The sequence below is a fragment of the Pseudomonas rhizophila genome (assembly GCF_003033885.1).
In the GTDB taxonomy this organism is placed as follows: Bacteria; Pseudomonadota; Gammaproteobacteria; order Pseudomonadales; family Pseudomonadaceae; genus Aquipseudomonas; species Aquipseudomonas rhizophila.
On sequence record NZ_CP024081.1, the window covers coordinates 2,428,363 to 2,443,105 of the forward strand.

Here is a 14,743-nt window from a genome sequence, read left to right on the forward strand (position 1 = left end):
GACATGCTCACACAAGCACTGGCGCACAACGGGCTGATCGCAATTTTGCGCGGTCTGCGTCCGGAGGAGGCCGCCGCTATCGGCGAAGTCCTTTATGGCGCCGGATTTCGCGTCATCGAAGTACCGCTCAATTCTCCCGAGCCGTACGAAAGTATCCGCATCCTGCGCAGTACCTTACCCGCCGATTGCCTGATCGGGGCCGGCACGGTGCTCACGCCGGAACAGGTCGAGCAAGTGAAAGCCGCCGGCGGTCAAGTCATCGTTATGCCCCATAGCGATCCTAAGGTGTTGCGGGCGGCGAAAGCCGCGGGCTTGTACCTCTCGCCCGGCGTCGCCACGCCCACCGAAGCCTTTGCTGCACTGGCCGAAGGTGCCCATGTGTTGAAGATGTTTCCTGCCGAGCAAATGGGGCCGGCGGTGGTCAAGGCGTGGCTCGCGGTATTGCCGGCCGGAACCGTGCTGGTGCCGGTGGGCGGGATTACCCCGGACAACATGGCGGTGTTCGTCGAGGCCGGCGTCAAGGGGTTCGGCCTGGGTTCCGGGTTGTTCAAGCCGGGCCTGACGGCTGACGAAGTGGCGGTGCGCGCCAAGGCCTACGTGGCCGCGTGGAATGCCTTGAACTGACGACTTTTCCAGCGCCCCGCGCGCTGCATCTGATAAGAGAGACAACAAGATGAAAATCACCAAACTGACCACGTTTATCGTTCCGCCGCGCTGGTGCTTCCTCAAGGTCGAAACCGACGAAGGCGTCACTGGTTGGGGCGAACCCGTGGTTGAAGGCCGCGCCCACACGGTGGCGGCCGCCGTTGAGGAATTGTCCGACTACCTGATCGGCAAAGACCCACGCAACATCGAAGACATCTGGACCGTGCTGTATCGCGGCGGCTTCTACCGCGGCGGGGCGATTCATATGAGCGCCCTGGCCGGTATCGACCAGGCGTTGTGGGACATCAAGGGCAAGGCCCTGGGCGTGTCAGTCAGCGATTTGCTTGGCGGGCAGGTACGCGACAAGATCCGCGTGTATTCGTGGATCGGCGGCGACCGCCCGGCGGACACCGCCCGAGCGGCGAAAGAAGCCGTGGCGCGGGGTTTCACGGCGGTGAAGATGAACGGCACCGAAGAACTGCAGTTTCTCGACACCTTTGAAAAGGTCGACCTGGCCCTGGCCAATGTCGCGGCGGTACGGGATGCAGTCGGGCCGAACGTCGGCATTGGCGTGGACTTCCACGGTCGGGTGCACAAGCCGATGGCCAAGGTGCTGATGAAGGAGCTCGATCCGTACAAGCTGATGTTCATCGAAGAACCGGTGCTCAGTGAGAACTACGAAGCCCTGAAGGAATTGGCGCCGCTGACCAGCACCCCGATTGCCCTGGGCGAGCGGTTGTTCTCGCGCTGGGATTTCAAACGGGTGCTCAGCGAAGGTTACGTGGACATCATCCAGCCGGATGCGTCCCACGCCGGTGGCATCACCGAAACCCGCAAGATCGCCAACATGGCCGAGGCCTACGACGTGGCGCTGGCACTGCACTGCCCGCTGGGCCCGATCGCCCTGGCGGCGTGCCTGCAACTGGATGCGGTCTGCTACAACGCGTTCATCCAGGAGCAGAGCCTGGGCATCCATTACAACGAGAGCAACGACCTGCTGGATTACATCAAGGATCCGCGGGTGTTCGACTATGACAAGGGTTTCGTGAAAATCCCTAACGGTCCAGGCCTGGGCATCGAGATCAATGAGGAGTACGTCATCGAACGCGCCGCCATCGGCCACCGCTGGCGCAACCCGATCTGGCGGCATGCCGATGGCAGTTTTGCTGAGTGGTGAGTGGGTTCTGATTTCACCCGATCCCCTTGTGGGAGCGAGCCTGCTCGCGATGGCGATTTGTCCGCTGCACATGAGTCAACTGACACACCGTCATCGCGAGCAGGCTCGCTCCCACATTTGATCTCCCCTGCTGGGAGATCCGCTCAACGTCCCCGATTCCTCAATAAACATAAAAAGAGGCACCTCACATGCAAGCGCACACCCTGAGCGCGCAAGCGTCGTTGGTGACGCCCAGCCGCAAGCGTTTTTTCATCATGGTCCTGCTGTTCATCACCGTGGTGATCAACTACCTGGACCGCAGCAACCTTTCGATCGCCGCCCCCGCGCTGACCAGTGAGCTGGGCATCGATCCGATCCACGTCGGGCTGATTTTCTCGGCGTTCGGCTGGACCTACGCCGCCATGCAGATCCCCGGCGGCTGGCTGGTGGATCGGGTGCCCCCGCGTATTCTGTATAGCGTTGCACTATTGCTGTGGTCGGTGGCCACGGTGATGCTCGGTTTTGCCGCCAGCTTCATCGCGTTGTTCGTCCTGCGCATGGCGGTTGGCGCCCTGGAGGCACCGGCCTACCCGATCAATAGCCGCGTGGTGACCACCTGGTTTCCTGAGCGCGAACGGGCCACGGCCATTGGTTTCTACACCTCGGGGCAGTTCGTCGGGCTGGCCTTCCTGACGCCGGTATTGGCGTGGCTGCAACACGCCTTCGGTTGGCACATGGTATTTGTCGCCACGGGCGCGGTGGGCATCATCTGGGCGGTGATCTGGTACGCGGTGTATCGCGAACCGCGGGATTTCAAAGGGGTCAACGCCGCCGAGATCGAACTGATCCGCGAAGGCGGCGGGTTGGTGGATATCCAGGCCGATACAGCCAAGGCCAAGGCCAAGTTCAGTTGGGCGGACCTGGGTATCGTCCTGACCCAGCGCAAGCTGTGGGGCATTTACCTGGGCCAGTTCTGCCTGAATTCCACACTGTGGTTTTTTCTGACCTGGTTCCCGACCTACCTGGTGAAATATCGCGGCATGGACTTCATCAAGTCCGGCCTGTTGGCGTCATTGCCGTTCCTCGCCGCGTTTGTCGGTGTGTTGTGTTCCGGGTTCTTCTCCGACTGGTTGATCCGTCGCGGTTCCACGGTGGGGTTCGCCCGCAAACTGCCGATCATCGGCGGGCTGCTGATCTCTACGGCGATCATCGGCGCCAACTTCGTTGAGTCGACACCGCTGGTGATCGCTTTCCTGGCCCTGGCGTTTTTCGGCAATGGCCTGGCGTCGATCACCTGGTCGCTGGTCTCGACCCTGGCGCCCGCGCGGTTGCTTGGCTTGACGGGCGGGGTGTTCAATTTCATCGGTAACCTGGCGGCCATCGCCACGCCCATCGTCATCGGTTTCCTCGCCAGCGGCGATTCGTTTGCCCCAGCCATCACCTATATCGCCGTGCTGGCGTTGATTGGCGCGCTGTCCTACATCCTGCTGGTAGGGAAGGTCGAGCGCATCGAGTTGTAGTCCGACGGGGCGGGCGACCATAATGCCGCCCGTTCCCCGCTCACTGTTGAAGGCCGGATATGCAGCAAGACGATCCAAAAATCACCAAGGACGCGGCGCCCACAGGCACCCAGACACTGCTGCGTGGTCTGGGTGTGGTCCAGGCGGTCGCCAGCGGCGCCCGTGACCTGAAGGAAATCGCCCGGTTGATCGGCACCACTCGCAGCACCACCCATCGTTTGGCCAGTTGCCTGGTGGATGAGCGCTACCTGCGGGTGGTGCCGCAAGTGGGTTATCTGTTGGGGCCGAAGCTGATCGAGCTGGGTTTTCAGGCCCGGGAAGAGTTGCCGCTGGTGAGCCTGGCGGGGCCGTACCTGGACGAGTTGTCGGCGCTCACCGGTGACACTGTTCACCTGGCGATTCGCGAGGGCGACGAGGTGTTGTACCTGCTGAAAAATCCAGGGCGCAATGGCCCGGAAATGCGTTCGCGCGTGGGCCATCGCATGCCGCTGGCGCGTACCGGGATCGGTAAGGCGCTGATGCTCGATGATTCTCAGGAACAATGGAAAAGGCTGTATGAAATCAGCTTGCCGGCGGGAGGGAAGAATCAGTTCTGGCCCCAGCATCAGGAGCAATCCTGGGAGCAGTTCCAGCAGCGGATGGTGGAGTATGTAGCGGGTGGTTATGCCTTCGATCTGGAAGACAACGAGCCGTCGATTCGTTGCGTGGCGGCGCCGATCCGCGACGCCGGCAAGCGCATCGTCGCCGGTATCAGCATCGCCAGCACCGTACCGTATATGCCGCTGGAAAAAATGGCCGAGCTGATTCCCCTGGTCAAAGGGGTCACAGCCCGGCTGTCGGCGGAACTAGGCGCGAAGGTCTGACGAACGTCAGGCTTTGAGCGTCGCCATGTCGATGACGAAGCGGTACTTCACGTCGCCTGCGATCATGCGGCTGTAGGCCTCGTTGATCTGGCGGATGTCGAGCATTTCAATGTCGCAGCTGATGTTGTGTTCGGCGCAGAAATCCAGCACTTCCTGGGTTTCGGCAACACCGCCGATCAGCGAGCCGGCCAGGACCCGACGGCCCATGATCAGTTTGGCCGCGTGTACCGGCGGATCGATCGGCTCGACCAGACCCACCAGGATATGCACGCCGTCGAAACGCAAGGTGTCGAGGTAGGGATTGAGGTCGTGCTGCACCGGAATGGTGTCCAGCAGGAAGTTGAAATGTCCGGCGGCAGCAGCCATCTGTTCTGCGTCGGTAGACACGATCACGTGGTCGGCGCCCTGGCGTCGGGCTTCCTCAGCCTTGCTCGCCGAGCGGGTGAACAGCGTCACTTCCGCGCCCATGGCCTTGGCGAACTTGATGCCCATGTGGCCGAGGCCGCCCATGCCCAGCACGCCGACCTTGTCACCGGCTTTCACGCCATAGTGCTTGAGGGGCGAGTAGGTGGTGATGCCAGCGCAGAGAATCGGTGCGGCGCCGGCCGGGTCGAGGGTTTCCGGGATGCGCAGCACAAAGTGTTCGCTGACCACGATGCTGTTGGAGTACCCGCCCATGGTGTGGCCGCCGCTGATACGGTCCGGGCTGGCGTAGGTCTGCGTCATGCCTTGGTAGCAGTATTGTTCCAGGTCAGCGCGACAGGCTTCGCACTCGCGGCAGGAGTCGACCATGCAGCCAACGCCCACCAGGTCGCCAATCTTATAGCGGGTGACATTCGCACCAACGGCGGTGACTTTTCCGACGATCTCATGGCCGGGCATCAACGGATAAACGGCAATGCCCCATTCATTGCGGGCCTGGTGGATGTCGGAATGGCATACGCCACAGTAGAGAATGTCGATCGCCACATCGTCGGCTCGCGGGCTGCGGCGTTCGAACTTCATTGGGGCGAGGGGAGTGGTGGCCGATTGGGCGGCATATCCGATAGCAGTGTACATAATGGACCTCGCTAAGCAGTGAACGGTGAGGTGGACCATTGTGGGAGTCATGTCGCTTCGCGGCGATGGCGATTCCTACGCGTGTCGTGCCTATTCCTCCGACATTGACTATGGTTTGATCCTACGAAGCATTAGACCTGCGATGATGCTTTCATCCCTTTTTTCGTGAAGTTTTTCCCATGTTGTTGACCCGTCATCTTGATGCCAATGCCCCTTTGGTCTCGCTGATTGAACCCCTGGCGACCCGCGACGGATTCTTGCCCACGCAGTTGCCGGGCGTACAGGTGCTCAGGGCCAGCCAGGACGTTGCCCGTGGTCCACAGCTCTACGAGCCGAGTCTGGTGATCATTGTCCAGGGCAGCAAACTGGCGTTCCTGGGGCCACGCACGCTGGAGTACGGTGCGGGGCATTATTTGATCCAGGCGCTGCCGGTGCCGTTCGAATGCGAAACCTACGCCATGCCCAATGCTCCGTTGCTGGGGGTTTCCGTGGCAATCGATCGGGCGATACTGGGGGAGCTGGTGCTGGCCATGGGACTGGTGCCGGGGCGCAGCCTTGCGCCGCAGACCCCGGAGTCGATGACGTGTGCGGTGCTCGATGACGCCATGCGTGGATGTGTCGAGCGCTTGTTGCACTGCCTGCACGATCCGTTGGAATGCCAGGTCATGGGGCAGGCGCGGCTGCGGGAGCTGCTGTTTGTCGCCTTGCGCGGGCCCCAGGCCGACGTGCTGCGCGCGCTGGTGGAGCAGCAAGGACAGTTTGCCCGGATTGCCGCTGCCCTGAGCCATCTGCACGCGCATTTCACCGAGCCGTTGAACGTCGAGACGCTGGCCAGCTGCGCGAACATGAGTGCTTCGACCTTCCATGAACATTTCAAACGCAGCACGCTGTTGTCGCCGGTGCAGTACCTCAAACGACTGCGTCTGCTCAAGGCTCAGCGGTTGCTGCTGATCGAGGGCATGGGCGTGGCCCAGGTTGCGCACCAGGTGGGGTATCAGAGTTCGTCGCAGTTCAGCCGGGAGTACAAGCGTTACTTCGAGCGCAGTCCCGGGGAAGAGCGCGTCGCTTGATCACTCAGGATTCCTTGTGGGAGCGAGCCTGCTCGCGATAGCGCCTTGTCATTCAAGATGAATGTCGACTGACGCGCCGCTATCGCGAGCAGGCTCGCTCCCACATGGGTTCGGTATGGTTGACAGAATCGCAGGCAACAAAAAGGCCCCCATGTCGGGAGCCTTGATGTTCAGCGAATCGGCTTACATATTCGGGTAAGTCGGCCCGCCGGCGCCTTCCGGCGAAACCCAGGTGATGTTCTGTGCAGGGTCCTTGATGTCGCAGGTCTTGCAGTGAACGCAGTTCTGGGCGTTGATCTGGAAGCGCTTCTCGCCGTCTTCCTGGGTCACCACTTCGTACACCCCGGCCGGGCAATAGCGTTGGGCCGGTTCGTCATACAGCGGCAGGTTCTTGCTGATCGGGATGCTCGGATCGGTCAGCTTCAGGTGGCAGGGCTGTTCTTCTTCATGGTTGGTACCGGAGATGAACACCGAGCTGAGTTTGTCGAAGCTGATCTTGCCGTCCGGTTTCGGGTAGTCGATCTTCTTGCAGTCAGCCGCCAGTTTCAGGCAGGCGTAGTCCGGTTTGGTGTCATGCAGGGTGAACGGCATCTTGCCGGCGAAGATGTTCTGGTCGAGCCAGTTGAAGCCGCCGCCGATGATAGCGCCGTACTTGTGAATCGCTGGGCCGAAGTTACGACTGGCGAACAGCTCTTCGTACAGCCAGCTGTTCTTGAAACTGTCGACGTAGGCGGTCAGTTCATCGCCGCCTTCGGATTCGGCGAACAGGCGATCGGCCACCGCTTCGGCGGCGAGCATGCCGGACTTCATGGCGGTGTGGCTGCCTTTGATCTTGGCGAAGTTCAGGGTGCCGAGGTCGCAACCGATCAGCGCGCCGCCCTTGAAGACCATTTTCGGCAGCGAATTCAGGCCGCCCTTGCAGATGGCACGCGCACCGTAGCTGACGCGCTTGCCGCCTTCCAGGTACTGCTTGAGCACCGGGTGATGCTTGAGGCGCTGGAACTCGTCGAACGGCGACAGGAAAGTGTTGCTGTAGGACAGATCGACGATCAGGCCGACGACCACCTGGTTGTTTTCCAGGTGATAAAGGAAAGAGCCCCCGGTATTTTCGGTGCCCATGATGTCCAGCGGCCAGCCGGCGGTGTGCACCACCAGGCCCGGTTGATGCTTGGCCGGGTCGATTTCCCAGATTTCCTTCAGGCCGATGCCGTAGTGCTGGGCGTCGGCGTCGCTGTCCAGGTTGAAGCGCTTGATCAGTTGCTTGCCGATATGACCACGGCAGCCTTCGGCGAACAGCGTGTATTTGCCACGCAGTTCCATACCAGGGGTGTAGAGGCCTTCTTTCGGCTTGCCTTCACGGTCGACACCGAGGTCGCCGGTAATGATCCCGCGTACGACGCCGTTCTCGTCGAACAGCGCTTCCTGGGCGGCGAAGCCCGGGTAGATTTCCACGCCCAGGTTCTCGGCCTGCTGGGCCAGCCAGCGGCACAGGTTGCCCAGGGAAATAATATAGTTGCCTTCGTTGTGCATGGTCTTGGGCACAAAGAAGTCAGGGATTTTGCTCGCGGTCTCGGCGTTTCTCAGGACAAAAATGTCATCGCGCACGACGGGCGTGTTCAACGGTGCGCCGAGTTCTTTCCAGTCCGGGAACAATTCGTTCAGGGCGCGGGGTTCGAATACCGCACCGGAGAGAATGTGCGCACCGACTTCGGAGCCTTTTTCGACCACGCAGACGCTGATTTCCTTACCGGCTTCGGCGGCCTTCTGTTTCAGTCGGCAAGCGGCAGACAGGCCAGCGGGGCCGGCACCGACGATGACCACGTCGAATTCCATGTATTCGCGTTCCACAGGCTATCTCCTACTCAAGGCTCAACAGTTTTTTCTAATTGGAGGTTTGGCGTTGCATCCACGATCTGCTTCGCGAAATCGACGAAAGCGGCAATGAATGACCCGCGGTTCTCTCTTAAGCGGCGCATTATATCTACACCACTCTCAGGGTCCAATACAAACGTTTGTTTGAAATAGCCGCAGGCCAGATAAATCACTGACGTACGGCTTATGACTGACCATTTTGCCGTATTGACCGGAATGGGCGTTCCGGTCAAGATACGGGCGGTTTTGCGCTCGCCGTAGGCTGACTGTTGGTTCCAAGAGCACCTCTAAAGACAGGGCGAAGGCAGCACAAAGTGACGTATTGCGTGGTTCGGACGCGCAGTTTACACGCCACGATAATGAATGACTCGTCGGTCATCACTGACGAACGGTCTTCACTCCCGTGAGCAAGGTCATGTGTGGTTCATGCCGGCGTTTTTAGAGGTGCCCTTGCGCCCATGAGCATCAACCGCCAGGTTCGCCTAGGCGACTTTCTTTTCACCGGAGAGTAACGAGGAATCCATGAAGGTTCTTGTAGCTGTCAAACGAGTGGTCGACTATAACGTCAAGGTTCGCGTCAAGGCGGACAACTCCGGCGTCGACCTCGCCAACGTCAAGATGTCGATGAACCCTTTCTGCGAAATCGCCGTAGAAGAAGCCGTACGCCTGAAAGAAAAAGGCGTGGCGACTGAGATCGTCGTCGTCTCCATCGGCCCGACCACTGCCCAGGAGCAACTGCGTACCGCGCTGGCGCTGGGTGCTGATCGCGCCATCCTCGTCGAATCCGCCGAAGACCTGACTTCCCTGGCCGTGGCCAAGCTGCTCAAGGCCGTTGTCGACAAGGAACAGCCACAGCTGGTGATCCTCGGCAAGCAGGCCATCGACAGCGACAACAACCAGACTGGCCAGATGCTCGCGGCATTGAGCGGCTACGGTCAGGGCACGTTCGCGTCCAAAGTTGAAGTGTCCGGCGACAGCGTTGCCGTGACTCGCGAAATCGACGGCGGCGCGCAGACTGTTTCCCTGAAACTGCCGGCCATCGTCACCACCGACCTGCGTTTGAACGAGCCGCGTTATGCGTCCCTGCCAAACATCATGAAAGCCAAGAAGAAGCCGCTTGAAGTGCTGACTCCGGACGCTTTGGGCGTTTCCACCGCCTCCACCAACAAGACCCTCAAAGTCGAAGCGCCGGCTGCACGCAGCGCGGGCATCAAGGTCAAGTCGGTGGCTGAACTGGTCGAGAAACTGAAAAACGAAGCGAAGGTAATCTGACATGACTATCTTGGTAATCGCCGAACACGATAACAAGGCGTTGGCTCCGGCCACGCTGAACACCGTTGCTGCCGCTGCGAAAATCGGTGGTGATGTCCACGTTCTGGTGGCCGGTCAAGGCGTTGGCGCCGTGGCTGAAGCCGCTGCGAAAATCGCGGGTGTGGCAAAAGTGTTGTCGGCCGACAACGCTGCCTATGCGCACCAGTTGCCGGAAAACGTTGCACCGCTGGTGGCCGAGCTGGGCAAGGGCTACAGCCACATCCTGGCTGCCGCCACGTCCAACGGCAAAAACATCCTGCCGCGCGTTGCCGCTGCGCTGGACGTCGACCAGATCTCCGAGATCATCTCGGTGGAAAGTGCCGACACCTTCAAGCGCCCGATCTATGCCGGTAACGCCATTGCTACCGTGCAGTCCAATGCTGCGGTCAAGGTCATCACCGTACGTGCTACCGGTTTCGACCCGGTTGCCGCCGAAGGTGGCTCCGCTGCTGTTGAAGCGGTGGCTGCTGCTCACGACGCCGGTATCTCCAGCTTCGTCAACGAAGAACTGGCCAAGTCCGATCGTCCGGAACTGACCGCTGCCAAGATCGTCGTTTCCGGCGGTCGCGGCATGCAGAACGGCGACAACTTCAAACACCTGTACGCCCTGGCCGACAAGCTGGGTGCTGCCGTCGGTGCTTCCCGCGCCGCGGTCGACGCAGGTTTTGTACCTAACGACATGCAGGTCGGCCAGACCGGCAAGATCGTTGCGCCACAGCTGTACATCGCCGTCGGTATCTCCGGCGCGATCCAGCATCTGGCCGGCATGAAAGACTCCAAGGTGATCGTCGCGATCAACAAGGACGAAGAAGCGCCGATCTTCCAGGTGGCTGACTATGGCCTGGTAGCGGACTTGTTCGAAGCCATCCCTGAGCTGGAGAAGCTGGTCTAATCCGGCGTCTTCACTTATAAAGAGCCCGGCCCTTTGGCCGGGTTTTTTATTATCTGCACGTTGTTGTCACTGCAAGGGGAGCATATCGCCATGGATCTTCGCCGTTTGGCTGGCGTGTCGTTGCTGTGGGCGCTGGCCGTCGTGCCAGGTCTGTCTGTCGCCGCCGGCAAGTGTGAACGTCTGATCGCCACCGGTAGCCCGGATGCGCCGCCCTACCTGTGGCAAGACCCCCAGGATCCCAAACACCTGATCGGTGCCAGCGCCGACCTGCTGGCGCAAGTGGCGACGGAGCTGGGGATCAAGATCGAATTGCTCTATGCCGGCAAGCGTGCTCAGGCCCTGGACGAAGTGCGCAGCGGACGCATGGACCTGCTCGTCGACGCCGCGCTGACCATCAGCGAGCTTGAAACCCTGGACTATGTTCATCCGCCCTTGCTGAATAACGATTACCTGGTGTGGACCCGCAAGGATTCGACATTGGTGATCGCTCAGCCCGAGGACCTTCATGGTCATCCCGGGGCATTGTCGCAAAAGGCGCGAATGACCCAGGCATTTGGCGTATTTGCCGAGCAGCAATTGTCCCTGACCCGTACCCCCAACCTGACTGAAGCCTTTCAGAAACTGCTGCTGGGGGAGGTGGAGTATGTCCTGGCAGGGCGTTACTCGGGCCTGGCGATGGCCCAGACATTGGGCATGGCCAATGACCTGCAGGCCGCGCCGCAACCAGTGGATACCCCGGGGCTGTTCCTCGCGGTTTCCCATAACTCCGCCTGCAATGACCCATGGTTGCGCGGACAGCTGGCGCAAAAGATGACAGAATTGGCCGCGTCCGGCCTGACGGAGGCTGTGTTGCAGCGCAATATCGAGCGTTGGAAAACACAGTTGCAGCCACCTGTTGGTGCCCCAAAACAGTAGGGAACATTAGTGACTATTCGACCTCTTTTCGCTGCCCTGGCCGTACTGGCTCTGGCGGGTTGCGCAGCCGATCCGGCGCCGAATGAACAGATTCGCCTGACTGAACAGGCGCTGGAGCAAGCCCGCGCCGTGGGCGCCACATCCGAAGAAGTGCCCGAGTTGAAACTCGCCGAAGAAAAGTTCGCCCGCGCCCAGTCCAACATGGCCGACGAGTCGTTCAAGAAGGCCCGCATGCGCGCTGAGCAAGCCGAACTGGATGCACGCCTGGCCGAAGCGAAGGTGCTGACCCTCAAGGGCGAGGAACACCTGAACGTGCTTAACACCCGCATCGAGCGCTTGCGCAAACAGTTGAGAGATGATGCCCAATGAAGCAGTCCCAAGTATTTGGCGGCCTGATTCTCGCGGGCCTGGCCAGCTTGTACGGTTGCGCGGGTCAGCGCAGCGAAGTGGCGCTGGAAAAGGCAGGTGCCGACTTCCAGAAGGTCAAGGAAGACTCCAACGTATTGCGAGCCGCGCCCAAGGATGTCATCCGCGCCGGTGAATCCCTGGCCCGGGCCGATCGCTTGTCCAGCTACTGGGGCAGCAGCGAAGATGTGCTGCATTACGCCTACCTGAGCCAGCGTTACAGTGAGATTGCCCGTGAGCACAGCAATCAGGTGCTCAATGAAGAGCGCGCGGCGAAGCTCGAACTGGAGCGCCAGCGCCTGCAATTGGCCCTGCGCGAGTCCAAGTTGCTGAGTGTCCAGCAACAGGGCAAGTGGCTTGAAGAGCAGATCATGGCGATGGCGACCACCCAGACCGATCGCGGCCTGGTGATGACGCTCGGTGACGTGCTGTTCGACACCGGCCAGGCGCAGTTGAAGAACTCGGCAAACCGGGTGGTGCTCAAGATCGTGCAATTCTTGCAGCTCAACCCCAAGCGTGTGGTGCGCATCGAAGGTTACACCGACAGCACCGGCGGCAAGCAGGAAAACCTCAAGCTGTCCCATAGCCGGGCCCAGGCGGTGGCGGACGTGCTGGTGGACCTGGGGATCGACGAAAAGCGCATTCAGGTCGAAGGCTACGGTGATGAGTTCCCGGTCGACGTCAACGCTTCCGAGCGTGGTCGGGCACAGAACCGTCGGGTTGAAATTGTGTTCTCCGACGAGAAAGGCCAGCTCGGCGCCGCCCGCTAAGGGCTGCGTTGCTGGAAAACCCGGCCCCTTCAGAGGCGCCGGGTTTTTTTGGGCCTGCGAATCAGTGATTCATGAGTACAGTTGGGGGCTGTCACTGCCCTCTAGGGTCGGGTAATCTGGCAACTGTCCCAGTACACTTCTAAACTGTTCCGGTACTATCTCTCACAAAAATAAAATGCCCGTGAAATCGAGTGCTGCGTCATGACCAACCTCTTGCTCTATCAACGTATTGCCCAACAACTGGCTGAAGACATCCGGCGCGGTGTGTATCAGCCCGGCGAACGTGTGCCTTCGGTGCGCAAGATGAGCTCGCAGCTCAACGTCAGCCATGCGACGGTGCTGCAGGCCTACGCCAACCTTGAAGATCAGGGGCTGATCCGTGCGCGGCCGCAGTCCGGTTACTACGTGCATCAAACCCCGGCCCTGACGGCGCCGACGCCGGACATCGCGCGGGTCGAGCGTCCGGGGCTGGTTACGCGCAGCAGCATCATCCAGCAAGTGTTGGTTGAGTCGCGCCGCGAAGGGGTATTTCCCCTGGGCGCGGCGGTGCCGAGCGTCGACTACCTGCCTGTACGAGCGCTGCACCAGCAACTGGCCAAGGTCACGCGCTTCCACAGCCCGCGGGCGTTCAGCTACATGTTCAGCCCGGGCTTCGAACCCTTGCGCCGCCAAGTGGCGATTCGCATGCGCGATGCCGGGGTCGTGGTGGATCCCTCCGAGGTGGTGATCACTCACGGTTGCGTGGATGCGCTGCAAATGTCCTTGCGGGTGCTGACCCGGCCAGGAGACCTGATCGCCGCCGAGTCGCCGACCTACTACGGCTTGCTGCAACTGGCGGATCTGCTGGGCCTCAAGGTCATCGAGATCCCCAGCGACCCGGTCACCGGCATGAGCCTGGAAGCCCTGCAACTGGCGGCCAATCAGTGGTCGATCAAGGCGCTGGTGCTGACCACGCGCTTGAGCAATCCCCTCGGTGGGACGATGCCCGAGGAGCGGCAAAAGCAACTGTTGCGCCTGGCCTCGGATTTCGACATCCAGATCGTTGAAGACGATATTTATGGCGAGTTGATGTTCGAGCAAGGACGCACCAAGGCGCTCAAGGCCTATGACCGGTTGGACCGAGTCATTTACTGTTCGAGTTTTTCCAAGACGTTGTCACCGGGCGTGCGCATTGGTTGGATGATTGCCGGTAAATTCCAGCAGGAAATCCAACGGCTCCAGACCTTCAGCACGCACTCGGCATGCAGCGTCACGCAGATGGGCATCGCGGCGTACCTGGAAAATGGCGGCTATGATCGGCACTTGCGTTATATCCGCCAGGAGTACCGCAAAAACCTCAGTGCCTTTCAGTTGGCAGTGCAGCAATACTTTCCCGAAGGTACGCAAATGAGCCGGCCTAATGGAGGCTTCATTCTGTGGGTCAGTCTGCCGGGGCGGGTCAACACCCAGGAGTTGCATGTACGGGCGTTGCAGCAAGGTATCAGCATTGCACCAGGGCTGATTTTCAGTAACACCGAACAGTTCAACCATTGCATCCGCCTCAATTGCGGTACGCCTTGGAACCGCGAAGCTGAACGGGCCTTGATGACGCTCGGCTTGCTGGCCACCCAACTGTGCCAGGAGACCACCAGCGGTTTTTGATAGAAACTGGCGGCTCCTGCCTGATGTGCTTGTCAGCGGCTGAGTAACAGGCGAGCATGGGGATCTCTGCCGTAAGTGCCGTAGTGTCTATGAAAGCCATTGCTCCTGCCGCCTGGGTTTTGATCGGCCTGTTGACTGCCTTCCCTTCGGAAGGTGTCGTGGCTGCGTCGGCGCAGGAGAAACCGGCCGCCAGTGCCACTAAAAGCGCCTCGAAGAAAAAACCGGCAGTTGTTAAAAAAGCGCCGGCTAAAAAAGCTGCGGTAGCGAAGAAAAAACGGGCCCCTGTCGCCTCCAAGAGTCAATCTGCCCGCGAGGTCGCCAAAACCCGGTTACCGCCGGCCAAGCTGGATTTGAGCCTGCCTCAAGACATGGTCGAGGATCTGCAGCCTCCGGGGGCGGTGCCGTTACCCAAGCGTGAGCCTTTGTTGCCCTCCATGTTTGGGGAAAAACCGGGCCCGTTCCAACTCAATGGCCGTTTGCTGAGCAATGAAATGCAATTGCCGTTGCGCAATCAGGAGCGCAATGAAGTCGAAGGCGCGGCGTTGGATTTCGAATTCAAGCAGTAATCCTCCCATCTCGCCGCTGACTGTAGGGTCATCCTGGCGTACAAGAAAAAACACACGG

Annotated in this window: 14 protein-coding genes; 12 read left to right on the forward strand and 2 right to left on the reverse strand. The window is 60.4% G+C overall.

Annotated elements, in window-relative coordinates; genetic code table 11:
* Positions 1–3: 3 nt before the first annotated feature.
* The 4 genes from CRX69_RS11360 to CRX69_RS11375 all read left to right on the forward strand — a co-directional run bounded on the left by CRX69_RS11360 (position 4) and on the right by CRX69_RS11375 (position 4,184).
* Positions 4–624: a 2-dehydro-3-deoxy-6-phosphogalactonate aldolase gene (locus tag CRX69_RS11360; protein ID WP_047228220.1), complete on the forward strand. Its 621-nt coding sequence runs from the start codon at positions 4–6 to the stop codon at positions 622–624.
* A 49-nt stretch (positions 625–673) separates the two neighbouring features.
* Positions 674–1,822: a galactonate dehydratase gene (dgoD, locus tag CRX69_RS11365; RefSeq protein WP_047228221.1), complete on the forward strand. Its 1,149-nt coding sequence runs from the start codon at positions 674–676 to the stop codon at positions 1,820–1,822.
* Positions 1,823–2,010: 188 nt separating this feature from the next.
* Positions 2,011–3,321 carry an MFS transporter gene (locus tag CRX69_RS11370; RefSeq protein WP_047228222.1) on the forward strand — a complete coding sequence of 437 codons (1,311 nt, stop codon included), beginning with the start codon at positions 2,011–2,013 and terminating at the stop codon, positions 3,319–3,321.
* A 59-nt stretch (positions 3,322–3,380) separates the two neighbouring features.
* Positions 3,381–4,184 carry an IclR family transcriptional regulator gene (locus tag CRX69_RS11375; protein ID WP_013693986.1) on the forward strand — a complete coding sequence of 268 codons (804 nt, stop codon included), beginning with the start codon at positions 3,381–3,383 and terminating at the stop codon, positions 4,182–4,184.
* A gap of 6 nt (positions 4,185–4,190) precedes the next feature.
* On the opposite strand, the gene CRX69_RS11380 is transcribed toward CRX69_RS11375, so the two are convergent.
* Positions 4,191–5,243 (reverse strand): NAD(P)-dependent alcohol dehydrogenase, encoded by a 1,053-nt coding sequence (locus tag CRX69_RS11380; protein WP_047228223.1) that lies wholly within the window; start codon positions 5,241–5,243, stop codon positions 4,191–4,193.
* Positions 5,244–5,422: 179 nt separating this feature from the next.
* On the opposite strand from CRX69_RS11380, the gene CRX69_RS11385 reads away from it, so the two are divergent.
* The gene (locus CRX69_RS11385) at positions 5,423–6,313 is read left to right on the forward strand and encodes an AraC family transcriptional regulator (protein WP_107322025.1); all 891 of its coding nucleotides are present in this window, start codon (positions 5,423–5,425) and stop codon (positions 6,311–6,313) included.
* Between the two features lie 183 nt (positions 6,314–6,496).
* On the opposite strand, the gene CRX69_RS11390 is transcribed toward CRX69_RS11385, so the two are convergent.
* Positions 6,497–8,161, reverse strand: coding sequence for an electron transfer flavoprotein-ubiquinone oxidoreductase (locus CRX69_RS11390; protein ID WP_076383842.1), 1,665 nt, complete (start codon positions 8,159–8,161; stop codon positions 6,497–6,499).
* 546 nt (positions 8,162–8,707) lie between these two features.
* Between CRX69_RS11390 and CRX69_RS11395 the strand changes: the two genes are divergently transcribed.
* The 7 genes from CRX69_RS11395 to CRX69_RS11425 all read left to right on the forward strand — a co-directional run bounded on the left by CRX69_RS11395 (position 8,708) and on the right by CRX69_RS11425 (position 14,685).
* Positions 8,708–9,457 carry an electron transfer flavoprotein subunit beta/FixA family protein gene (locus tag CRX69_RS11395; protein ID WP_007908338.1) on the forward strand — a complete coding sequence of 250 codons (750 nt, stop codon included), beginning with the start codon at positions 8,708–8,710 and terminating at the stop codon, positions 9,455–9,457.
* Between the two features lies 1 nt (position 9,458).
* Positions 9,459–10,388 carry an electron transfer flavoprotein subunit alpha/FixB family protein gene (locus CRX69_RS11400; protein ID WP_107322026.1) on the forward strand — a complete coding sequence of 310 codons (930 nt, stop codon included), beginning with the start codon at positions 9,459–9,461 and terminating at the stop codon, positions 10,386–10,388.
* A 90-nt stretch (positions 10,389–10,478) separates the two neighbouring features.
* Positions 10,479–11,303: a substrate-binding periplasmic protein gene (locus tag CRX69_RS11405; RefSeq protein ID WP_076386580.1), complete on the forward strand. Its 825-nt coding sequence runs from the start codon at positions 10,479–10,481 to the stop codon at positions 11,301–11,303.
* A 9-nt stretch (positions 11,304–11,312) separates the two neighbouring features.
* Positions 11,313–11,672 carry a DUF4398 domain-containing protein gene (locus tag CRX69_RS11410; protein ID WP_047228227.1) on the forward strand — a complete coding sequence of 120 codons (360 nt, stop codon included), beginning with the start codon at positions 11,313–11,315 and terminating at the stop codon, positions 11,670–11,672.
* Positions 11,669–12,478, forward strand: a complete 810-nt coding sequence (locus tag CRX69_RS11415; RefSeq protein ID WP_047228228.1) for an OmpA family protein — start codon at positions 11,669–11,671, stop codon at positions 12,476–12,478. Before CRX69_RS11410 ends, CRX69_RS11415 begins: the two co-directional genes overlap by 4 nt.
* A gap of 201 nt (positions 12,479–12,679) precedes the next feature.
* On the forward strand, positions 12,680–14,119 hold the full coding sequence (locus tag CRX69_RS11420) for an aminotransferase-like domain-containing protein (RefSeq protein ID WP_107322027.1): 1,440 nt from the start codon (positions 12,680–12,682) through the stop codon (positions 14,117–14,119).
* 89 nt (positions 14,120–14,208) lie between these two features.
* Positions 14,209–14,685 (forward strand): translation initiation factor 2, encoded by a 477-nt coding sequence (locus CRX69_RS11425; protein ID WP_107322028.1) that lies wholly within the window; start codon positions 14,209–14,211, stop codon positions 14,683–14,685.
* Positions 14,686–14,743 lie beyond the last annotated feature (58 nt).